The organism is Streptomyces sp. NPDC036764 (assembly GCF_055609385.1).
On sequence record NZ_JBVJPT010000001.1, the window covers coordinates 2,534,321 to 2,556,074 of the forward strand.

Genomic DNA, 21,754 nt, shown 5'->3' on the forward strand with positions numbered 1-21,754 from the left:
GCTCATGCACCCCCGTCGTCAGGGTCGGGACCGTACCCCGAGCCCGTGCCAGAGCTTTCATCGGTGCCGCCGACCACGAGGACTGCCTTGCCCGCCACGCGCCGTTCCCGCATCGCGTCCAGCGTCTCGGGCAGCCGCTCCCAGGAGCTGCTCCAGCCCACCACCGGCGTGAGCCGGGCGGTCTCGATCAGCCGCAGCAGGATGGCCAGGTCCTGCGACACCGGTTCACCGGAGCCGAACACCCAGAAGGGATGCAGGGTCTGCCGCACATGCGGCACGAACGAGGAGATCGTCAATGTGGCCGGTTCCCGCGAGGAGGTGCCGAGCAGTACGAAGTTGCCCAGCGCGGAGACCATCTTGAGGGTGCGGTTCAGCACCTGTCCGCCGACGGACTCCAGGACGATGTCGAACTCGCCACGCAGGGCGTCGACATCGCTCACCACAGTGGTCGCCCCGAGAGCGGCGAGATCCAGGGTGCGGTGGGCACCGGTGAGCGCCGTCACCTCTGCGCCGCCGGCCGAGGCCAGTTGGACGGCAAACGAGCCGACGCCGCCGCTGGCCCCGGTGATCAGCACTCTCCGGCCCAACAGCGGTCCGCCGCGGCGCAGTGCCCGCAGAGCGGTCAGCCCGGCCACTCCCAACGTAGCCGCCTGCCGGGAGGGAACCGAGTCCGGTACGACGGCGAGCCGGTCGAGGGGCACGGCGGCGTACTCGGCCCAGCCGCCGTAGTCGTTCATCGCGGCGATACGGGTCCCGGCGGCCGGGCCGCCGCCGTCCGCGGCCGGTTGTACGACGGTGCCGGCCAGGTCCTGGCCAGGACGCCAGCCCTCCTCGCGGCGGTCGAAGAGGCCCAGTTCGCCGCGGTTGACGGAGAACGCCTCGATGCGTACCAGTACTTCGCCAGGCCCGGGCTCCGGGAGCGGAACGTCCCTCAGATCGGGGCCCTTTGGGGTGCCGACATAGGCACGCATCACGGTGTGCGGTGGGAAAGCGGTCATATTCCGACGCTATGAGCGCAGCCTGGCGCGGGGGAAAGACCGGTTCGTTATGGGTGGTCGGCGCTCTGCTTATCAATAGCTGCCCGCCTGCGGAATTCCCTGCCTATCGTGGGAGGAATGACACCCGAGGCGAAGCTCCTGCGGTCCTTCCTGACGGTCGCGGAAGAAGCGAACTTCACTCGGGCTGCGACCCGGCTGCACATCGCTCAGCCCGCGCTGAGCGCACAGATACGGCAGTTGGAATCACAGCTCGGCGTGCGCCTACTCGAACGCACCACCCGCAGCGTGCGGCTGACCGAGGCGGGCCGGGCCGTCCAGGAGCGGGGCCCCGCCGCGCTGGCCGCACTGGACGAGGTGTGGGAGGCGGCGCGGCGGGCCGGGCGTGGTGAACTTGGCCAAGTACGGCTCGCGTACAGCGCGAGCACCGGATACGGCACGGTGCCGAGCCTCGTCGAGGCGGTGCGGGCTGGCCACTCGGGCCTGCGGATCGCCGCGGACCTTCTCGCTACTCCGACGATCGCCCCCGCCGTACGCGAGGGCCGTGCCGACGCGGGGATCGCTCGCGCTCCCCAGCCAGACCCGGAGGTGCGGATGGTCCCACTGCGCATCGAGCGGTACGGCGTGCTGATGGCCGCCGCGCACCCGCTGGCATCCTACGCGCCGGGGCCGGTGCCGCTCGCGGCCGTCGCGCAGTTCCCGCTCGCGGTGCACCCGCGCGAGGCCAACCCAGGCCACTACGACCAGCTCACGGGGATGTTCCACCACGCCGGGGTGCCCACTGCCCTGGTCGAGCGCCCGGTGTCCTTCGACCCCACTCAGCGAGTCCTGCGGGACGCACGTACGGTGGCCCTGATCGGCGAAGGTGCGGACGACGGCCTCGCGGACTGGCTGAGCTGGCTCCCGCTGCCCGCCGAAGTGCCTCGTCTCGTCACCCGGCTGATCCTGCCTCCACAGGCCCGGACAAGCCCGGTGACAGCCCGCTTCGCTACCCTCGCGCTCCTCCACGGAAAGGTCTGCGGCTGGCTGCCGAACACGGATGTGGGCGCCGACAGTGGTGCGAACGCAGAGAGGGATATGGATACGCGAACGGACGCCGGCACAGACTGACGGCCCCGTGGCCGGAATCCGAGCCACACGCGGCGCGCTGAACGGCCCTAGGGACACACCCCGGACATGAAGCCGCCCGGCTGCACGCGACGGGGGAAGAGGCGCACAGCCGGGCGGTCGGCACCGCGGGACACGCGAGGCGGTGCCGTCAGGGGGGCGGTGTGATCACCGCTCCGGGGGCAGGGCGCGGGCCACGGGTCTGGTGAGGGATTGCGGCGGCCGGCGACCGCGCGTGGGCGGTATGCGTCCAGTCCGCGAGCAACGCGCCCACCGACATCCCACCGCCGAACGCGGCCAGCACCATGCGGTCACCCACCGCGAACTTGCCTTGCCGGTGCGCTTCGTCCAAGGTGACGGCCAAGGAAGCGGCACCGGTGTTGCCGTACTGGTCAACCGTAAGGTGCAGTTCGGCCGAGCCGAGGCCGAGATGGGGCCACACGTCGGTCAGCATCACACCGTTCGCCTGGTGCGGGACGAAGTGCCGGACGCCGGTGGCATCCACACCCGCCTCGGTGAGCAGGCCGTGGACGGCGACGGGCAGTTGCTCCTGTACGAAGCCGCGTACTCCGCCCCCGTCCATCGCGAAGAAGTGGGCGCCGTCCCGCACAGTGGCCACCGACGCGGGGAGCCGGCTGCCACCCGCTGGAACCTTGATCAGACCGTGCTGGTCGCCCCGGGTCAGCAGCCGGGTTCGGAGGATGCCGTGGCCGGAGGCCACCGGACCGAGTACGACGGCCCCAGCCCCGTCACCGAACAGCACGGCGGTTCGCCGGTCGGAGCGGTCGAGAATCCGTGAGTAGATGTCGGCGCCGATCACCAGGGCGTGACCGGCCGGGGCGTCCGTGCGCAGCAGCCCATGGGCCACAGCCAAGCCGTAGACGAAGCCGCTGCACACCGAGTTGAGGTCGAAGCATGCCGCGTTGCCGGCGCCGAGCAGGTGCTGGACGATGCCGGCCGTCGCGGGCTGCGGATGATCGGGGGTGGAGGTGGCGACCACGATGTACGCCAGATCCAAGGGACGGAGCCCAGCCTGCGCCAGAGCCCGTCTGCCGGCCTCGGCGGCGAGGTCGGAGGTGGCTTGGTCGGGAGCGGCACGCCGTCGTCGCTGGATGCCGGTCTTGCGGACGATCCACTCTTCGGTGACTCCGGTGGCCCGCGCCACCTCGTCGTTCTCCACCACCTCGGCGGGCAGGTAGGAGCCGGTGCTCACGACGCCGATCGGATCGCCGACGCCGTCCGAGCCATGCTGAGACACCATCACGCCTCCCGGGAAACAACGGGTTTGGTCTGCCCTCGATGGACCGCAGTCACTGCGGGACGGTCGGCGGTGATGTGCTCCCAGCCCATGCGGGCCGCGTACTCGGTGAGTACCGGGTCAGCGCCCACCACGACGGGCTGCCCGACGCTGCGCAGCAGGTCCAGATCACTGGAGTGGTCGCCGTAGGCTGCGCACACGGCAGGGTCGAGGCCGCCCAGGGCCATGGTGGCGTGGGCCGCCCTGCTCTTCGCGAGGCCGATGATCGGGGTGAGGACCTCGCCGGTCAGGTCGCCCCGGCGGATCCGTGGGCGGGTGCCGAGCGCCCAATGCGCACCCAGGTGATCGGCGATGGGGTCCAGGCAGGCGAAGAATGAGCCGGAGAGCAGCATCACGAAGTCGCCGCGGCACAGGTGCCCGGCCAGCCGCGCGGTCGGCTCGGTGGTGAACATCCCCCCGGCAGCGAGCCGTCGGTCGAACCAGTCCAACCCGGAGCGGGCCAGCCGTTGGGCGCTGTGGCCGGTGTAGAGGCGGTAGTAGTGCCGGTTGACCTCGTGGCGGGTGATGCCGGACGCCGCCATGCGGTGCAGCTCAGCAGTCAGTCGCTGGTAGGTGGACGGCGGTTCGCCCTGCTGTTCCAGGTAGAACTCCAGGAAGTCGAACATGCTCTTCAGGCCGATCAGGGTTTCGTCCACGTCGAAGAACGCGGCGCCTCCGCTGTTGCCCTGCCCGGCGGTCACGAGCGCGCCCCCGCCGGATCGAGGGTCAGTGAGAACTCGCACAAGGGCTCGCCATCCTGCAGGCACGACCCGCGTACCAGCAGGCCCTCGGCGGGGCCGTCCGGGTCCAGAGTGCCGCCCTGGGTCCATATCACGCCGGGTGAGACGGCCTGGGATGTCTCGCACCTCAGCTTGGTGGGTTTCTCCAGCTCGCCGAAGCGGCTGAAGACCACGAACAGGCTGGCGAGCGCGGTGCGGGACGGGGACATGCCCAGGGTCTCCAGCGCGGTCAGCAACGCGAGCTGGCGCGCGCCCTCGGCGATCACCATGCCGGGCAGGTGGTCCTGCGGATGGTCGAACATACTCGGATGCGCCGCGGGTATGCGCAGCGTGGCTTGCCCGAGGCCACCGGTCACCTCGCAGTCCGCGAGGACGACGTTGCCCGGGTCGTTCCGGCCCACCCGGTAGGGGGCCACAGGCTCGCCCTGGCCCCGATCCACCATGGTTGCGGAAGACGGCAGTGGCTTCCCGTCGCGGTTGCTCAGCCGCAGCCGTTCGTAGTCCTCGGGTGCTTTGAAGCGCAGCCCCACGGATGCCGATCCGACCTCCAGATCCTGTGCGTACAGCCCGAGCTCGTAGTCGAGACCGGTGGTCCGGCCTTCCCGGTGGCGGTGGGCGGACACCGCGACCCGCATGGACAGCCGACATGGTGCGGCGCCGACCACCGCGTGTTCCGGACGGCTCAGAGTGATCCTCAGGTGAGTCAGGATGAACTTGTGGTCGGCGGGGACCCGGTAGAACTGGTGAGCTCCGGCGAGGGTGGCCTGCCGGCACGCTTCCAGCAACAGGAGGGGGTCGTAGGCGGTGGGGCGCAGCAGATGGTCACCGTAGTAGGCATGGGAGCGGGGCAGTTGGGCCGCCGCCGTGAACGCCTTGGGGGAGCCGGTGTCACCGGCGTGACCGACGGCTTTCACATCGGTGAGGAAGACCTCGCCCAGGGAGTCCCGGTGCACCAGGTCACGGTCGACGGTTCGTGAATAGGTCAACTCGGTGTCGCCCTCAGGACGAAGCCCGTCCGGAGAGACTGCCGCGGTGGTCATGATCGGAGCCTGCCTTCGTGAGGTGGGTCGTCCGGTCCGGCGGGGTGGCCACCGGCCGATGCGTGATCGGGCACGTGCCGCTGATCGGCGCTGATCAGGGCGGTTGGGGTCGCGCGAAGCGCGCTCAGAGTCGTTCCACGAGCATCCCGGTCCAGCTGAAGCCAGCTCCGGCGCCCAGCAGGAGCAGCCGGTCGCCGGGGGCGAACTCCTCGTCGGCGAGGTGGTCGAGACCTGCGATCTGGTCACCACTGCCCAAATGCCCGACTGTGCGCCCGAAGGCCCACAGCGAGGCGTCGGCGCCTCCGGGGAACTCGGGGAAGTAGTTGTCCTCCAGCAGCTTCAGGCCGAGGTTGGGGTAGACGACGCGGCATAGCTGCGGATCGATACCGGCGGGCAGCAGCGTTCGGCTGATCTCTCCGACGGCGGCTCGGGTGGCCTCGCGCAGCCGGTTTATGCCGTGCTCGCTGAGAAAGCGCCGCTTGGCACTGCGCACATCGTGCTCGGCCGCGAGCAGGTCGGGCTGCTCGGGGGCGGGGTCGTCGGCACGGTGGAGACCCTCGAGTCCCGGGTCGCAGACGGTGTGGCGGGCCACGATCCGCCAGCCGGTCGCGCCGGGGTCCGTGGTGAGTACCGCCGCGGCGGCGCCGTCCCCGTAGACAATGCCGTAGTCGGCGGTGAACCTGTCGAAGCTGGAGCCGCCGAACCGGTCTGTGGCCACCACCAGTGCGGGGCCGCCGCCGCCGAGGAAGCGGGCTGCCACCTCAAGGCCCAGCATCTGGGCGTTGCAGCCCTGGTTGATGGTGAGCGGCAGTGCCCTCGGGCAGCCGAGCTTGGCTTGGAGCCAGGAGGCGGGCGACCAGAGCCGCTTGTGGCCGTGCCGGTGGATGCCGGTCACCATCAGCAGTTGCAGGTCCCCGGGCTTGACACCGGACCTGGCCAGTGCGCGCTCGGCGGCGATCAGGGCCATGTCGGCTGGGTAGAGGGTCTCCTCCACGGTTACGGTCGCATAACCGGTGGCGAGGATCCGGTCGTGGTCGTCGGGATACCGCTCGGCGGCCTCGGCCACGTCGATGCGGGTGTCGGGCAGGTAACTGCCGGTGCCGGCGAGAGTGAGCGCCGGACCAGCCGGGACCTGCTGCTCGGAGAGGCGAACTGAGGACAGGCCGAAGGCGTTCATACGCCGACTCCTCCGCTGACGTCGCGTCCGTTGATGTGGGCGGTGCCCGTCCCCTCACCCATGCCGTCGTAGCCGACGTCCCGGGCCTGGTGGGGAGCGGTGCCGTCCGGGCGGAGTACGGCGGCGACGTAGCCGTCGGGGCGAACCAGGACGGAAGCCGGGCTGCTGAGAAAGGCCGCCTGGCGTGGGGACTGACGGGTTATGACGGTCCCGGGTGGGAGCCCGGCGGTGGCCCCGCCGGGGATTTCGCTCGCACTTAGGGTGGGCGGCAGTAACAGCGTGAAGCGTTTCAGGTCCGGTGTGTGCATAGGTACGCGGGCTCCGGCTCGTAGCCGATGCGTGTCGCGGTTGCCGAGGACGGCCCGCGCGGTGGGGTCGTCCTCGGCAGGCCCCGGGTAGGTCAGGTAGAGCTGGCTCCAGACGTCGGCGAGTCCCGCGAGACCGTCCAGGACCGTGCGCTCGGCGGCCGCGCGCGTTCCGATTCCGTCGGCACGCGCGCTCCCCGCATCCTCAACGCCCCCGGCCGAAGCCGCCCGCATCGCGTCCAACAGCGGCAGTACGCCGGTGCTGCGGGCCACTTCCCCGGCGGCGGCTCGACGTTCGCGCGCGTAGTCGTCGAGCAGGGTCGGGTCGCCGTCCCCGGAGCCGGTGAGCCGGGCCAGTCGCCAGGCCAGGGCGGTGGCGTCGGCGAAGCCGGTGTTCATGGCCTGGCCGCCGGCGGGGGAGTTGAGGTGCGCGGCGTCGCCGGCCAGCAGTACCCGGCCGACCCGGAACCGTTCGGCGAGGCGCTCATGCACCTGGTAGTGGGCCAGCCGGTCGGCTCTCGCCAGGCGCAGTCTGTCGCCGAAGCCGAGGGTGTCGACGGTGTCCTGGAACTCGTCGAATGCCAGCGCGGCGTCACGGTCCAGGCGTTGTCTGGCGACCGGCCCGGCCACCCGCACGGTGCCGTCCGGCATGGGCAGCAGTGACACCGCGCCGCGGGTGCCGATGTACATCGCCGACTCGGCGCGGCTCGGCTCGGTGACAGGCTCTCCCTCGGCGAGCAGATAGCTCATGGGATAGGTGACGCCGTCGAAAGCGATACCGAGGCCCATGCGCACCGACGACGAGGCGCCGTCGGCGCCGACCATCCAGCGGGCCGCCACCGTGACGTCGTCCGCCCAGGTTTCGCAGCGCAGGAGGGCGACCACCTTGTCCCCCTCCTCGCGGTGCTCTTCGTAGCTCACCCCTCGTGCCAGGCGTCCGCCCAGGTCGCGGTAGGCGTCGGCGAGGACCGCCTCGACTTCTGGCTGTGGCACGTTGAGGTAATACGGGAAGGATGTGTCCTGATCGGTGAAGTCCAGTGCCCAGGAGCGGCCGAGGGTGTGGAAGCCGATACGCAGTTGAGCGATGCCCCTCGCCTCCAGCCGCTCCCGCAGTGCCAGCGCCTCGAACCTCTCCAGTGAGGCCGCGTGGACCATCACCGCCCTGGTGCGGGGGTCGATCTCCTGGCCGCGTTCGACCACGAGGCAGTCCACGCCCAGGGTCCGCAGTTCGCAGCCGAGCATCAGGCCGGTCGGCCCTGCGCCGACGATCAGAACCTCTGCCTCTGTTGTCGGGTCAATCCGGCCTTCGCGTGTCGATCCGTCCATGACGTCCCTATTGCCGAAGTGCGGGTGCCGATCAGGGAGAAGAAGGAGGCGGGCTCGTCAAGTGGCGGCCGACATCGCGCGTGGCCGCGCGAGCATCGCCGCGACCAGCAAGCCGACCGCGGCCACGACGATGCCGTTGACGAGGATCGCCGTGGTGATGCCGCTGAGCGTCGCGTCCTGGAGCGAGTGTCCGACCGACTCCGACCGGGTACGGGCGGTCGCGATCGCACTCATGATCGGGATGCCGACCGCGATGCCCACCTGCTGGGTGAGCGTGGTGATACCGGTGGCCAGGCCCTGCTCCTCGTTGGGCAGTCCCGAAGTGGCGGTCACCAGGAACCCGACGATGGCCGCCACGTGCGCGTAGCTGCTGAGGAACGCCAGCGTCAGCACCGGCACGAGCCAGCCGCGGCCTGGGCCGGCCAGGAACAGCACCCCGACCGTCACGCCCTGCGCCACGAGTCCCGCCACCAGCAGTGGACGGCTGCCGCCGAGGACACCGATCCAGCGCGGCGCGGTGACCCCGCCGAGGAAAGCGCCGACGCCAAGTGCACCGAAGGTGAACCCGGTGGTCATCGGCGAATAGCCCAGCACCACTTGGAGGTACAGGGTGAGCAGGAAGATCATCGCGGTGAAGCCGATGAAGGTGGCGAAACCGCCGAGGTTGCCCCAGCTGACCGAGCGGAGCCGAAGCACGCGCAGCGGGGCCAACGGCTGTGCGACGCGCAGCTCGACCCATCCGAAGATGGCCAGCAGCACCACCCCGACTGCGAGTCCGATCAGTGTCGTCTCGTGACCCCAGCCCTTGCGCCCGGCCTCGGAGACGCCGTAGACGAAGGCGATGAGGCCCGCGCTGACGGTGATCGCACCAGGGATGTCGAGTTTGGTACCGCTCCTGCCGCCGCCGCCCTTGAGCAGGAACGGCGCCGCCGCGGCCAGCAGGACACCGATCGGCACGTTGATGAAGAAGCCCCACCGCCAGCTCAGACCGTCAGTCAACAGGCCCCCCATGATGGCGCCGCAGGTGAAGCCGGCCGACAGCATGGCCCCGTTCAGGCCGAGCGCTCGGTCGCGCAGTGGCCCCTCGGGGAACGTCGTTGTCAGCAGGGCGAGACCGGCCGGAGTCACCATTGCAGTGGCCAGCCCCTGGGCCACCCGCGCGGCGATCAGCGGTCCGGGCGAGTCGGTATACCCGCCGAACAAGGAGGCGACGATGAGCAGGACCAGACCGCCGAGGAAGATCCTGCGGGCGCCCACCATGTCTGCGACCCGGCCGAACAGCAGGCTGAAACCAGCCGCTGCCAGCGCGAAGGAAGTGGCGATCCACTGGAGGTTGTCGGTCGCGAAGCCTAGATCGCTGCCGATGACCGGCACCGCCACGTTCATGATCGAGAAGTCCACCGCCAGGGTGAACTGGGTACCGAGCAGCAGCACCAGAGCCAGCTTCTGACGCTGCGTCATACGCGGTGGCCCGGGCTCCGGCAGTGCTGCGTTGGCAGTCGGCTCCGCCGCGGTGCAGGTGACCGCGCCGGAATCTTCGGTTGTTGACATCGGATGGATACCTTTCGCCTCCGGTCAGGGGGTTTCGGCGACAAGCATCCGGACAGACCATTCGGCGGAGCCAGTACCCGCATTCTCATATGGCCGCGCTTCACACCCCTGGCAGGGGTGGCAATCCAGGTCATGCCCCTGGCAGGGTCTGTCTACGGGGCAGACCGCACAATACCGTCATGGCATGCCGAACATCACACGCAGCGCTACCGTTTCCGTTGTCGAGGAATTCCTTCAGCGGCTCGGTAGTGGTGAAATCGAAGAGGCCATCGCGCTTCTCTCCGAACCCCTCGACTGGTTCACTCCGGGCGACACCGACCTCATTCCGTGGATGGGCCGGCGGAGCACGCACACGGAGGTACGCGACTTCTTCCGGCAGGCCAACGAAAACCTGACCCCGGAGAAATTCGACATCCAACGGATCGTCGTGGACGGCGAATTTGCCATCGCCCTCGGTCATTTCCAGTACCGGGTCGACGCGACCGGCGCGAGTTTCGCCTCCGAATTCGCCCTCGAACTGCAGGTCAGCAACGGCCTGATCACCCGCTACCACATGCATGAGGACAGCTACGCTATCTCGTTGGCTTTCCTCGCGCGAATCCACAAGTGAATCCGCAGTTCCCAGGGCGCTACGCGACTTCTCACAGGAGACTCCATGCCCACCGAGAACGACTGCGATGTACTCATCGTCGGGGCCGGCCCCACCGGTCTGACCTCGGCCTGTGAACTCCTGCGACGCGGGGTACGGGTGCGCCTCGTCGACGCCGGCGCAGGTCCGAGCGTTCATTCCAAGGCCATGCTGGTCTGGCCGCGCACCCTGGACATTCTGCAGGACCTGGGGTTGGACGGGCCGGTGGCCGACATCGCCGTGAAGCTGCGGCAGATGACGTACTACTCGGAGGGCCGCACGGTCACCCGCATCCGGATGGACGAGGACCTGGCACCGTACTGCCTGCCGCAGCGGCACACCGAGGAAATTCTGTACGACGGGCTCAAGGGCCTGGGCGGCGGCATCGAGCGCGGGGTGCGGCTGCTCGGGCTGCAGAACGTCGACTTCAGTGGGGCAATCACGCCCGGACACCGGGTAACGGCCGTTCTGGAACACCCGGACGGCAGCGTCGAGCGGTTCCCTGTGCCCTGGGTGATCGGAGCGGACGGTGCCGGCAGCGTGGTGCGCAACCAGTTGGGCATCGCCTACGAGGGCGCCACGTACGAGAACCGCTTCCTGATCACCGACGCTCGGGTCGCGGACAACCCGCTGGACCCAGACGAGGTGCACTACTACCAGTCCCGCAACGGCGTCCTGGCGGTCGTCCCGCAGCCGTACGGGCTCTACCGCTTCTTCACCAACGCGCCCGCCGGGGTGGACGACGGCACCCTGGCGGACATGCAGCGCCTGGTCGACCAACGTGGCCCCGGCGGCCTGCGGCTCATCGAACCCGACTGGGTCACCACCTTCCGCGTGCACCGCCGACGCGCCGCCACCTTCCAGCTCGGTCCGGTGTTCATCGCCGGCGACGCCGCCCACGCACACAGCCCGATGGGCGGCCAGGGCCTGAACACCGGTATCCAGGACGCGCAGAACCTGGCCTGGAAACTGGCTGCCGTCGTCCGCGGCGAGGCCCGCCCCGAACTGCTGGACAGCTACACGCCCGAACGCGCCGCCGTCGCCGACGCGGTGGTGCGCGACACCGACCTCCAGACCCGCGCAGCGATGTGGACCGGGACCTCGCAGGTGATGATGCGTGACACGGTGATGCGCCTGCTGGACCGGACCAGGACGCTGGACCGCTTCTACGCCCCCGTGGCCGCGGGCCGGCGCTGGGTGTACGCACCCTCTTCCGCCACCGCCGCTCCACGCGGACGGGTGCTCGCGGACTGGTGTGACGCTCGCTCGGTGCTGCGCCGACAGGCCAAACAAGGCGCCGCGCTACCGCGTGCGCTGGCCCTGGCCTTGGGTGTGGCGGGCCCCGACGTCGACCCCGTCCGCTATTGCGTTCTGGTAACACCCGATGCTGTGGGCGACGACGGACGCTTCGCCGAAGCGGTGCGCAACCTCGTCCGGCCCTGGTCCCGCCAGATACGGGTGGTGGCCGTATCCGGCCGCCGTACGGCATTCGGATACGGCGGCGCCGCCCTGGTGCGCGAAACCCACCGCCAACTGCACTGCCGACGCGCCGGGTTCCATCTGATCCGCCCCGACGGGCACATCGCCCTGCACGGCCACCGACCCGAACTCGACTCGCTGTACGGGGAGCTGCGCCGGATCCTCACCGACCCCCCTACCACTGCCCTCGACCCGCTGGATGCCGACGAACTCGCTCCGGCCACCCCGAATACCGCTACGGAGGAAGCCATGTCCGACCCCTACATCCCACCGCACCAGATCGTGGGCAACGGCTCGCACAAGGTCATCGTTCTGCACTCGATCTTCGCCGGCAAGTCGTCCTTCAGCGCCTGGCAGCCGTACTTGGACGGCAAGAGCTTCACGTACGCCTTCCCGGACGCGCGCGGGTTCGGCGACGCGCGGGAGGTGGCGGGCACGTACAGCACCGACGAGATCGCGTCGGACACGCTTGCGCTCGCCGACAGCCTGGGATGGGACGAGTTCTCCCTGATCGGGCACTCTCTCGGCGGCCAGCCGATCCAGCAGATCTACCTCAAGTCCCCCCAGCGGGTCCGCAAGCTGATCGGGCTCAGCCCCGTCCCCGCCAACGGCATGCCCATCCCCGACTCGGACTTCCCCCTCTTCGCCGACGCCGCCCACGAGGTCGCCAACCGGCGCACCATCATCGACCTCACCACCGGCAACCGCCTCTCGCCGACCTGGGTGAATAGCTGGGCCGAGCAGTCCATGACGGAGGTTGGAGCGGTGGCCTTCCGCGGCTACCTCGACTCCTTCCGTACCACCGATTTCTCGGCGCGTATCCAGGGCGCCGGGGTCCCGGCCCTGGTCCTGGTCGGTGAGAACGACCCTGCAGTGACCGCCGAGGCCATGAACGAGACCTGGATGAAGCACTACCCGGCCGGCGAGCTGATCGTGCTGGGCAACTCCGGCCACTACCCGATGGTGGAGACTCCGATCGCACTGGCGACGGCGCTGGAGAAGTTTCTGGCGGCGTAGGTCCCCCCGGGCCCCGGTCCAGTGTTCCGGCACCGAGTCAGTCCCTGGCCCGGCCGACAACTCGGTCCCGGCTTTCTGCGACCGGCCGAACGGCCCCGGTCCCGCCCTCCGGTCACCGGCGGCCGGGGCCGTTCACTTCACGCAACCTGCTTCGAACCGCTCTGCCGGCGCAGTGCTCAGGCGTCCGCCAGGAGGCTGTTGAGCGCGTCGCTCGACGGGGAGCCGGGTTCCGCCTGGTAGAGCACTATGACCTGGTCAGGTGCCTCTGGTAGGCGGAGGGTCTCGTACGACAGCGCCAGCGCGCCGACCTTGGGATGGTTGAGGTGTCGTATGCCGTGCGACTTGTCCCAGACACGGTGTTCGGACCACAGGGCACGGAACTCGGGGCTGGAGGCACCCAGTTCGGTGATCAGCTCGGCCAGTTCCACATCGGCGGGATAGCGGCCGGCCATCAGCCGCAGGTACCCCACCAGGTCGGTGGCCTCCTCCGTCCACTCTAAGTAGAGCTGCCTGGCGCCGGGCACGCAGAACAGCAGCCGGGCCAGGCAAGGTGGCTGGGGTTCGCCGTCGTTGCCGGTGAGGTCGATATAGCCGGTGAAGAGCATGGTGGCCAGCCGGTTCCAGGCCAACACCCTGGTCTGCCGGTCGAGTAGCACCGCAGGTCCGCTCTCGAACGATCGGATCATCCGGGCGAGACTGGGCCGCACCTGATCGGTGGGGCGCTCCATCCGCGCGGTTCGAGGCGAGCGCACGAGGTCGATCAAGTAGGCGCGTTCGTCGGGGCGCAGGCGCAAGGCCGTGGCCAGCGCGTCCAGCACTTCGGGAGAGGCGTTGCGGTTTTGGCCCTGCTCCAAGCGCGTGTAGTAGTTCACACTGACGCCCGCCAACTGGGCCACTTCCTCACGCCTGAGCCCGGTCACGCGGCGCCGCTTGCCATGAGTGATCAGACCAACCTCTTCGGGACTGAGGCGGCTGCGGGCGGACTGGAGGAAACTCCCCAATTCGCCCTGTCCCCCCGTGGACCTCTGCAATGTGATCTCCCCTCGGCCTACGAGAATAGAGTTGCCGCACCCGCGGGTCACCGCCGGCGAACCGGCTCCCGGTATCTGGCTGGAAGGAGCGGTTCCCCTCGCCGTCGAGGCAAGGACCACACGTGCGCTGCCTGAATATTTCTAGGCGATCCCGCGCATCGACCGCGTGGAATCAGCCACCTGGCTCAACAGTCTGGCATTCACGGCGCCCTGGTGGCGTTAATTTGCGGGAAATTCTGGCCATGATTCCAGGCTCGTTGAATGGTCAATTTCCGGTTGAAATCTGAATCGTCTATAGGGCGTGATCCGGTGGTGTAGGGCTGGCCAGTGGGGTACATGTGGTCGGTCTGAGTCCGGGGATGCAGCCGGGTTGCAGCCCGAGGGGTGGGACTGGCAGGGATATGCAAGACGCTCTGCCCGGCGTCCGTGCCGGGGGACACTTCACCTATGGAGGAGACCGCCATCCCAAACGAAGGCCCACGCTATGAAGAAGCCCCTGTGGGCGAGGTCTTGCGAGACGGGTTCCGCTTCTTGCTGCGCGGGATGAAGAGTACGCCCGCGGTTATCCTGAGCCCCAGTCGCGACGTGCTCATGTGGAACCCCCTGGGATGCGCCCTCCTCGCCTGGCATCTGACCGGGTTGGCCGAACCGCAGACCGGACAGACTGCAGGAGGCCGGGCGTCCATGACCAGGCCGGCCGGAGTACGGCCGAACTGTGCCCGGATGCTGTTCCTCGACCCTCCGACCCGGAGCCTGTATCCGCAGTGGACGCACGAAACCGCCCAGGAGGCCGCGGTGTTGCGGCAGGCGGTCGACAGCCATCCCGACGACCCGGCTCTCGCGACCCTGATCGGCGAACTCTGCGAGGCGGACGCGTACTTCGCGAATCTGTGGCCGCGTACGGCGGGGCGGGCGCGCCCTTTCGGCGTTCGTCAGTTCCTGCACCCCGTGGCCGGCCCTCTCGAACTCGCCTACGAGAACATACAGCCGCACGAGCCCGGCCCCTGCATCATCGTATTCAGCGCCGAGCCTGACTCCGCGTCAGAACGGGCCCTCCGCGAGCTCTCCGCCAAAGCCGCCGCCATCCGCTGAGCGGCGGATCGGCCGAATGCCCATTCGGCGGAGCTGTGCTCCGAAGGGTGGCTGCTCCCCCCAGTTCCGGATCCCAGGCCATTCAAGAAACCGCCGCGAAGGAGCCGCTATGAGAATCGCCCTGCACGCCATGGTCCGCGCCGACCGCTTCGCGGAGTACGAAAAGGCGCGCGAGGAGATGCCCGAGGAACTGACTGCCGCCATCCGTGCCGCCGGCGTCAGCGAGTGGACCATCTGGCGAAGCGGCACCGACCTGTTCCACTTGTTGGAAGTCGAGGACCATATGGCGAGGACTGCCGTATGGGAGGACCTGCCGGGCGACATCGCCTGGCAGGCTCCGATGGCCGAGCTGCTGGAGGCCGTCCACGGCTACTGCTTGCAGGGCGCAGCCGCCTCGCTGCCGGTGGTGTGGGAGCTGTGACGAGAGTCGAGAAGGGCTCGGGACCATCGGCGCGTACCAGCACGTGTGGGACCTGGCCGTCCGCGACCAGGACTGGATCACCACCCCTGCACTCGCCCCAGCGCCTCGACTTCGCCTCCTGCCAGGGTTGCCCGCGATCGGCCGGCGAAGGTGGGGAAGGGTAAGGCTCCCTGGCAGATGGAGCCGCCAGGCGACAGTGGGGGACGAATCGCGGGCGGCCGCGTCGAAGGCGCGTGAGAAGGTCCGCTCGGTGAGGTGGTCGGCGACCGCGGAGTCGGGGGTGCAGGTACGCAAATATGCGGCGACGGCGCTCTAGTGGCGCAACACGATGGCCTGGAAGGCGGGTGCGTCGCCTCTGCGGACAAGGTGGGCGATCTCTGCGTCGCCGCCGTACACCGGGCGGGATCGGTTGCGTTCCCGTGCGAACTGATATGCCTCGGCGAGCCGGCCGCGCAGGGGAGTTCCCGATCGGGCACGGCACCTCCTGTGTTCTCGATGGGGTGGGTGAGAGCGGAATGTGCAGGGCGGGTGGCGGTTGCTCAGCGAGGGCAGGGAAGGGACGTATCACCGCCCGCTCACCTGCCGGGACGTGGGTCAACCAGCCGGTGAGCGGTGGGTCGTGCTGACAGGCGTTCTTGTCCAGCGGCCGGCACTGGTTCGAGCCGTCGTTCGGCGGCCGCTGGACGACGTAGCCGCCCAGGGTGATGGATGCCGTCTCGGGTAGAGCGCGAAGACTCCTAATGGGTGCGTAAACCGATCTGGGCATGGAGTGCCTCTCGCGCCGGTGACGATGACGTACGCGAGCATGTCCACGTCGGGTGGTGCGGACCGGGTCCGGCAGCGGGGTCAGGTCTTGGGGATGGGCCCCTTGAACTGCTGATTGGCGCCGGTGCCGCAGGTGTACTGGACGAGGCGGGTGTGGTCGTCGGTGGAGGTCTTTGCGACGTCCAGGCACTTGCCGCTGTGCTGGGCGAGGATGCGGTAGTAGCCGTCGCCCGCGTCCTCCAGACGCCACTGTTGGTTGAGGCCGCCGTTGCTCATTGCCGACATGCTGACGTCCCTGTCTGGAGTGGGGCCAGTGCGCTTGCGGCTCGGCTTGAAATGGCTCAAATGGCGCCAGGTGCCGGAACGTTAGGGCTCCACCGGAGACTTTGACTAGGGGGTGGACGAAGACCTCTCAAAACTCCTCGGGAACCGCATCGGTGTGTGGATGGACGAGGCCTGAACCCGTCTCGGAGCTCTCGCCGTGTCTTGCAGCTACTTGCTCGATGCTAGTAGCCCCTTGCGTTGCGCCTCGCCCGCATGGTCCACGAATTCGACCGCTCCACCACCCACCGCTTCGGTAGCACGACAAAACCGTCGGCGTCCTTGGGACGGGGAACGACCTTGATAGTGATGCCGAGGGTGTCCTGGGCCCACGTGGTGCATTCCTCTCCGCCGTAGGCGTTGTCGGCCCAGACCAGGCCGATTTCGGGGTGTTCGGCATGGAGCCGGGTGAGCAGGATGCGGGCGGCGGCGCGCTCCTGGACGTCGACGGGGGTGACGAGCAAGTCGACCAGGAGGCCGTCCTGGTCAACGATGAGATGTCGCTCCCGGCCGTTGATCATCTTCCCTTGATCCCATCCCCTCGTAGCTTTCGAAACGGTTTCCGCGCCTTTGACGGATTGAGCGTCGGTGATCACACGGACCGGCCAGGGGCAACGGCTGCCGCGCGGACGCAGTCGACGGCGGAGCTGGTCGAGGATGCGCTTGAGGACGCCGGCCTTCGCCAGCGGGCGAAGTAGCCGAACACGGTGCGCCATGGGATACCGAAGTCGCGGGCGGCTGCGTGGCTGCACGGTGCGCGCCGCCCGCGGCAACGGCCTGCCGCGCAGGACGCCCCGCACTCCGGACAGATGGCCGTCCGGCCGGCCTTCACCGGCTCGGTCCTCACCCGCGCCCGCCGCATCCGCCGTCAGTGCCGCGAACGGCAGGCCGACGAGCAGAAGACCGCCGCCGCCTTCGCCGCCGGCATCAGCAGACCACCGCACCCACGGCATAACCGCGGGCCGGCGTCGTTCTCCGCAACTACAACCAGCCGCAGCCGGGGGAGTCCGTCCCTGCTCATGCGGCCACCGTACGACCCGGGCCACCGCCTGGACTTGCGAAGCGTGATAGCGGTGTGGCCCCGGCTCTTGCCCGGAACCGCGCTGCATTACGCATCAGTGATCAGCCGTCAGCCACCACGGTGGCTGCGTCGGCTAGGAAGAATCGAGGTGGCGGCGTTCCAGTTCCTGCCGGAGCCGGGCGAGCGCGCGATGCAGAGTGCTCTTGACCGTACCGGCTGACATGCCGAGGGCAGCGGCCGTCTCCTGCGTGGACATCTGCTCCCAGTGCCGCAGCACAACGACGCTGCGCTGCTGGGGCGCCAGAGTCTTCATGATGCCCATCAGCAGGGCGCGGTCGGCGTGCTGCTTGGTGGAGTCCTCGACGCTCACGTCCGGCAGTTGCTCGGTGGGAAGCTCTTGCAGCTTCCTGGCCCGCCACCACTCGGTGCGCGTGTTGATCACGACGCGGTGCAGGTAGGCATCCGCGAGCTGCTTGTCTATGCGGTCCCAGCGGCGGTACGTTCGCGCGAGCGCGGTCTGCAGCAGATTTTGTGCGTCGAGCGGATCGTGGACCAGGCACCGGGCGCTGCGCAGCAGAACGTCATGCCGCGTGCGGACGTACTCCTCGAATCCCAGCACCTCGCCAAGTTGCTTGCTTGCGTTCAGGTGTGCGATTCCTCTCATGGGTGGGCGGGATGGCCAGGACGTGCCGAGTGGGCCGACGGGGGACCGCACCGGACGGCCGGTTGGTCCTAGTTCAGCGCCTTTCGCAAGGCGGTCAGGATGGCTTCGTCGCCGGCGCCCAGAGCGCGGGCGGCCGAAGTGAAGTCCCGTGCCAGTGCGGCGAGTTGGTCCGGATCGGGGTGTGTCGCATCGGACGGCGGCGCCGCGACCCGGGAGCCTGCGCCACGGCGGGTGCGGATCAGCTCAGCGGCCTCCAGCTCGCGATATGCGCGGGCCACGGTCCCCGGCGCCAGGCCCAGGTCGGTGGCGAGCTGACGCACGGTGGGCAGGCGTTCGCCCTCGGCCAGTTGGCTTGTGAGAATCAGGGCGGCGAGCTGGATGCGGATCTGTTCGTACGGCGGCACCTGGCTGGTGGTGTCGATGCGGACGGCGAGCGCGGTCATCGTCGGGCCGCCCGGGGTGCCACCACGGTGAACAGGGACCAGGCCAGGGTGGGCAGGGCCAGCAGGCCCAGGGGGTAGATCGCCAAGGAGGCGACGGAGCCCATCATGCCCCCGCAGTTACTGTCCGCCAGATAGGTGGCGATCATCAGAGCGACGAGCAACAGCAGGCCCGAGACCAGCACCCCCCAGGCTGCGACGATCGCCCGCGCGCGGTCGCGGCGCTGCTGTTCGTCGCCCGGACGCCGGGCGATACGCCGCAGGGCCCAGGCGCAGGCGACTGTGCCGATGACGAGCGAGCCGAGGATCTGGCGGCCGTCCAAGATGCCGGGCCAGAGGATGACAGGTGGTTCGGTCCCGTCACAGCCGCCGTCAGACGCCATCGCCCCGATCACCCGGTCCGCGGCGCCTTGAGTGGCCGTGGCATCCCCGATGCCCACCAGCGCGACGAGGAATACCGCCTGGAGGAGAAGTAGAAGGGTGATACGGGGCGGCACATGGTCTCGCACTCGGCGCGGGGTGAGACTGGCGGTGCGTACCGCCTCCCGAGGACGCGGGGTGAGGGCGTCACCGAGCAGGACGCCGCCCACCGTGCACAGGCCGAAGGCGGTGGCGAAGCTGACCAGGGGCACGCCGAAGCCAAAGCTGCTGTGGCCGAAATTGGTGCTGTCTATGGTGGCCCACAGCGGTGCTGCGGCGACGCCCACGGCCGGACCGGCCCAGCGAGCGTAGTGATCAGCACGGGCACGGAGGCGGGACTCGGGCCGGTCGGTGTCGAGCATACGGGAACCCCAATGAGTGGTGATGGCCGCATGGCTTGCGCCCAGCGGAAGCGGACGCTGCTTGCCGCAAGCCACGTTTGTATCGAGCGGTGAGTACAAGATGCCGTGGATGGAATCTTGTGTCAAATACTCGATACAAGGATTGGTTGGCGACGGCTCTCCACCCGATTGAACCGGCCAGTGCGGGCGGCCTCGGGGATGTTTCAACAAGGACATCGCGCGGGGCGCCGCAGCCCGCTTCCTGTCCACAGCGCAGTGCTGCACCGCCCACGCCACCGCCTTCGCCGCACTCGGCCACCGCTATGCCGACCGGCTCAACAGCCCCCGCCAGCCGGCCTGGAAGACCGGACAGTCCCTCGGCATCCTCCGCCCCGTACGAATCGCCGACCACGAGATCAGCCCAAGAACCCTGTCCCACAACGTGCTGCGCACCGTCACCCGCTTCTGCCACGGCGCCGACAGCACACTGGCCCGTCACCACGTACCGTGCCTGCGCGGCCTCGACGCCCCCGCCGCCCACCGGCAATTCGCCGAACTCGTGCTCCCATTCGCCGCCAAGGCCTGGGCGGCACAGCAAGCAAAGAGTGGACGGACGGCGACTCGGTGCACGAGGTGCACTCCCTCAAGCGCCGCGCGGCTACCGCGACCCGGCCTGTGCCCATCCCGCCGCAGTTCGTACGCATGCTCCGCGCACACATAGAACGCTTCGGTGTGGCGCCGGACGGACGACTGTTCCGGAACCAGGCAGGCAATTACGTGGACGCAGATGCATATGGCACAACGTGGGCGCGGGCACGGAAGTACGTCCTGACCCGTACAGAACTCGCCTCCAGGCTGGCAAAGCGGCCCTACGATCTCCGGCACGCCGGGATCTCGTTCTGGCTGTACTCCGGTGTGGACCCCGCCGAGTGCGCTCGTCGCGCGGGCCGGAGCATCGAGGTCCTCTTCCGCCACTACGCCAAATTCCTGGACGGCGTCCGAGAACAGGCCAACCGCCTCATCGAGCAGTCCATGCAGGAGTGGGACCGCGTCAGCCAGGGCGCGGAGTCTGAAGGGTGAGTCGGGGTTTGGTCCGTGACTGGTCCGGAAGTACTGGTGAGGAGCGGGACAGCAGTGCGAGGAACTGGGGGTTATGACGTAAGTCGATCCTTGCCCCGGACGGACCGAGAGGAAGGCGCCTGACGGGAAAAAGCCCAGGTCAGACGCCTTTTCTCGTGCCTTTAGAAGAAGCCTGGCTTCCTCGGCGAATACGACACCAGAAGGTTCGGACCACCGCCTGGCTCCGCGACCGGGACCGGCACGCCGACTTTGAGTTCGCCCAGCTTGAAGGGGCGCCGATCGGGCTCCGTAGCCGACATCCGGTTCCAGCACGGCGGGCTATGCACCGGCACCAGACCTCCCGAGAGCACGAACGGGACTGATCGTCATGGCCCTGCCGACGGGCGTGGCCACTTTTCCCCGGCCGCGTCGCTGATGCCGTCATCCGGTCGACGGGGGGTTGCCGTGTCAGTGGGTTACGAGTCGGTCTTTGTCCCGATGCCGTGGGCGAGGAGGCTCTCGGCGGTCTCCGCGATGGTGTCCTCGATGGGGCGCGCTCGCCACCCGAGAAGCTTTTCCGCCTTGGTGCTTGTGGCGGCGAGATCCCGGCCGAGCTGGTGCCTGAGCAGCCGCAGTTCCGGGTTCACGATGCCCAGTGTGCGTGCGAGCCACACGGGCAGTTCACGGGTCGGGGCCTTCGCGGCGCGCTTGCCGAGGCGGTCATGCAGAATGCGTGCGATGTCGATGACGCGCAGGCTGTGCCCGGCGGTTGCCAGGAAGCGTTCGCCGGCGGCTGCCGGATCGGTCATTGCGCGCAGGTGCAGATCCGCGACGTCGCGCACGTCGACGAAGCCCATCCCGAAGGGTGGGCACGCAGGAAGTCGTCCCTCGAGCATTCTGCGGACCAGACGCAGAGACGGCGGGTCGTCCGGGCCTAGCAGTGGTCCGAGGACCCCCACGGGATGAACCGCTGCCAGTTCCAGACCACCGCCTTCGTCCTGGACGAACTGCCAGGCCGCGCGTTCGGCGAGTGTCTTGGACCGCTGGTAGGGCGGGATATCGCTGTCGACGTTGGTCCAGTCTTCCTCGGTGAACGGGGTCGAGCGCGGGGGGTGCCCGATTCCGACGGCACCGAAGGCGCTCGTCAGGACGACCCGGCGCACGCGGGCGTCGCGGGCTGCGCGCAGCACGCGCAGGACGCCCTCGCGTGCTGGGACCACCATCTCGTCGTCGTTCGCCGGTGTATTGCGCAGGGTCGGCGAGGCGACGTGGAGGACGAAGTCGCAGTCGGCGACGGCAGCGTCCCAGCCGTCGGGGTGTTCGAGGTCGGCGCGTACGACCGTGAGACGGTCGTCGTCGAAGGGTGTGGCCGCGTGGAGCCAGGAGCGCAGCGCCGGCTCGCGCCGCAGGTCGCGGACTGTGGTGCGGACGGTGTGCCCGGCGTCGAGCAGGGCGTGGATGCACCAGCTCCCGATGAAACCGGTTCCTCCGGTGACCAGTACCTGTGTCATCTGACT

General features: G+C 69.0%; 20 protein-coding genes and 1 pseudogene. 7 read left to right on the top strand and 14 right to left on the bottom strand.

Annotated elements, in window-relative coordinates; translation table 11 throughout:
* Positions 1-2 precede the first annotated feature (2 nt).
* Positions 3-998 carry a zinc-binding dehydrogenase gene (locus ACZ69Q_RS10475; RefSeq protein WP_471039453.1) on the bottom strand — a complete coding sequence of 332 codons (996 nt, stop codon included), beginning with the start codon at positions 996-998 and terminating at the stop codon, positions 3-5.
* A 117-nt stretch (positions 999-1,115) separates the two neighbouring features.
* Between ACZ69Q_RS10475 and ACZ69Q_RS10480 the strand changes: the two genes are divergently transcribed.
* Positions 1,116-2,105, top strand: a complete 990-nt coding sequence (locus ACZ69Q_RS10480; protein ID WP_471039456.1) for a LysR family transcriptional regulator — start codon at positions 1,116-1,118, stop codon at positions 2,103-2,105.
* 148 nt (positions 2,106-2,253) lie between these two features.
* On the opposite strand, the gene ACZ69Q_RS10485 is transcribed toward ACZ69Q_RS10480, so the two are convergent.
* From ACZ69Q_RS10485 to ACZ69Q_RS10510, 6 genes are all read right to left on the bottom strand, one after another.
* Positions 2,254-3,363, bottom strand: a complete 1,110-nt coding sequence (locus ACZ69Q_RS10485; RefSeq protein ID WP_471039459.1) for a 3-oxoacyl-ACP synthase III family protein — start codon at positions 3,361-3,363, stop codon at positions 2,254-2,256.
* Positions 3,363-4,100: an HAD family hydrolase gene (locus ACZ69Q_RS10490; protein ID WP_471039462.1), complete on the bottom strand. Its 738-nt coding sequence runs from the start codon at positions 4,098-4,100 to the stop codon at positions 3,363-3,365. The genes ACZ69Q_RS10485 and ACZ69Q_RS10490 overlap by 1 nt, the downstream gene beginning before the upstream one ends.
* The gene (locus ACZ69Q_RS10495) at positions 4,097-5,179 is read right to left on the bottom strand and encodes a ScbA/BarX family gamma-butyrolactone biosynthesis protein (RefSeq protein ID WP_471039465.1); all 1,083 of its coding nucleotides are present in this window, start codon (positions 5,177-5,179) and stop codon (positions 4,097-4,099) included. The genes ACZ69Q_RS10490 and ACZ69Q_RS10495 overlap by 4 nt, the downstream gene beginning before the upstream one ends.
* A gap of 124 nt (positions 5,180-5,303) precedes the next feature.
* Positions 5,304-6,356, bottom strand: coding sequence for a ketoacyl-ACP synthase III family protein (locus ACZ69Q_RS10500; RefSeq protein WP_471039468.1), 1,053 nt, complete (start codon positions 6,354-6,356; stop codon positions 5,304-5,306).
* Positions 6,353-7,987 (bottom strand): FAD-dependent monooxygenase, encoded by a 1,635-nt coding sequence (locus ACZ69Q_RS10505; protein WP_471039470.1) that lies wholly within the window; start codon positions 7,985-7,987, stop codon positions 6,353-6,355. The genes ACZ69Q_RS10500 and ACZ69Q_RS10505 overlap by 4 nt, the downstream gene beginning before the upstream one ends.
* A gap of 57 nt (positions 7,988-8,044) precedes the next feature.
* Entirely contained in the window at positions 8,045-9,538 is a 1,494-nt protein-coding gene (locus tag ACZ69Q_RS10510; protein WP_471039473.1) for an MFS transporter, read from the bottom strand.
* A gap of 184 nt (positions 9,539-9,722) precedes the next feature.
* Between ACZ69Q_RS10510 and ACZ69Q_RS10515 the strand changes: the two genes are divergently transcribed.
* Positions 9,723-10,148, top strand: coding sequence for a nuclear transport factor 2 family protein (locus ACZ69Q_RS10515; RefSeq protein WP_471039476.1), 426 nt, complete (start codon positions 9,723-9,725; stop codon positions 10,146-10,148).
* A gap of 45 nt (positions 10,149-10,193) precedes the next feature.
* A complete protein-coding gene (locus ACZ69Q_RS10520; protein WP_471039479.1) occupies positions 10,194-12,662 on the top strand; it encodes an alpha/beta fold hydrolase in 2,469 nt (822 codons plus the stop codon).
* Between the two features lie 176 nt (positions 12,663-12,838).
* Here the strand turns inward: ACZ69Q_RS10520 and ACZ69Q_RS10525 are convergent, their stop codons facing one another.
* Positions 12,839-13,744 (bottom strand): helix-turn-helix domain-containing protein, encoded by a 906-nt coding sequence (locus tag ACZ69Q_RS10525; RefSeq protein WP_471039481.1) that lies wholly within the window; start codon positions 13,742-13,744, stop codon positions 12,839-12,841.
* Between the two features lie 396 nt (positions 13,745-14,140).
* Here ACZ69Q_RS10525 and ACZ69Q_RS10530 point away from each other — a divergent pair, with 396 nt between their 5' ends.
* Together ACZ69Q_RS10530 and ACZ69Q_RS10535 are read left to right on the top strand one after the other, a co-directional pair.
* Positions 14,141-14,785: an MmyB family transcriptional regulator gene (locus tag ACZ69Q_RS10530; protein ID WP_471039484.1), complete on the top strand. Its 645-nt coding sequence runs from the start codon at positions 14,141-14,143 to the stop codon at positions 14,783-14,785.
* A 109-nt stretch (positions 14,786-14,894) separates the two neighbouring features.
* On the top strand, positions 14,895-15,206 hold the full coding sequence (locus tag ACZ69Q_RS10535; protein WP_471039487.1) for an L-rhamnose mutarotase: 312 nt from the start codon (positions 14,895-14,897) through the stop codon (positions 15,204-15,206).
* Positions 15,207-16,052: 846 nt separating this feature from the next.
* Here the strand turns inward: ACZ69Q_RS10535 and ACZ69Q_RS10540 are convergent.
* The 5 genes from ACZ69Q_RS10540 to ACZ69Q_RS10560 all read right to left on the bottom strand — a co-directional run bounded on the left by ACZ69Q_RS10540 (position 16,053) and on the right by ACZ69Q_RS10560 (position 19,199).
* Complete coding sequence (locus ACZ69Q_RS10540; protein ID WP_471039489.1) at positions 16,053-16,316, bottom strand: RICIN domain-containing protein; 264 nt, start codon at positions 16,314-16,316, stop codon at positions 16,053-16,055.
* 161 nt (positions 16,317-16,477) lie between these two features.
* On the bottom strand, positions 16,478-17,236 hold the full coding sequence (locus ACZ69Q_RS10545; RefSeq protein ID WP_471039492.1) for a transposase: 759 nt from the start codon (positions 17,234-17,236) through the stop codon (positions 16,478-16,480).
* Positions 17,237-17,446: 210 nt separating this feature from the next.
* Positions 17,447-17,977 (bottom strand): SigE family RNA polymerase sigma factor, encoded by a 531-nt coding sequence (locus tag ACZ69Q_RS10550; protein ID WP_471039495.1) that lies wholly within the window; start codon positions 17,975-17,977, stop codon positions 17,447-17,449.
* Positions 17,978-18,045: 68 nt separating this feature from the next.
* Complete coding sequence (locus tag ACZ69Q_RS10555; protein WP_471039496.1) at positions 18,046-18,420, bottom strand: GntR family transcriptional regulator; 375 nt, start codon at positions 18,418-18,420, stop codon at positions 18,046-18,048.
* Entirely contained in the window at positions 18,417-19,199 is a 783-nt protein-coding gene (locus tag ACZ69Q_RS10560; RefSeq protein ID WP_471039499.1) for a hypothetical protein, read from the bottom strand. The genes ACZ69Q_RS10555 and ACZ69Q_RS10560 overlap by 4 nt, the downstream gene beginning before the upstream one ends.
* A gap of 202 nt (positions 19,200-19,401) precedes the next feature.
* On the opposite strand from ACZ69Q_RS10560, the pseudogene ACZ69Q_RS10565 reads away from it, so the two are divergent.
* A pseudogene (locus tag ACZ69Q_RS10565) lies at positions 19,402-19,776 on the top strand (DNA helicase); the annotation flags it as partial.
* A 179-nt stretch (positions 19,777-19,955) separates the two neighbouring features.
* On the top strand, positions 19,956-20,258 hold the full coding sequence (locus ACZ69Q_RS10570) for a hypothetical protein (RefSeq protein WP_471039502.1): 303 nt from the start codon (positions 19,956-19,958) through the stop codon (positions 20,256-20,258).
* Between the two features lie 455 nt (positions 20,259-20,713).
* Here the strand turns inward: ACZ69Q_RS10570 and ACZ69Q_RS10575 are convergent, their stop codons facing one another.
* Positions 20,714-21,748: an NAD-dependent epimerase/dehydratase family protein gene (locus ACZ69Q_RS10575; RefSeq protein WP_471039505.1), complete on the bottom strand. Its 1,035-nt coding sequence runs from the start codon at positions 21,746-21,748 to the stop codon at positions 20,714-20,716.
* Between the last annotated feature and the right edge of the window lie 6 nt (positions 21,749-21,754).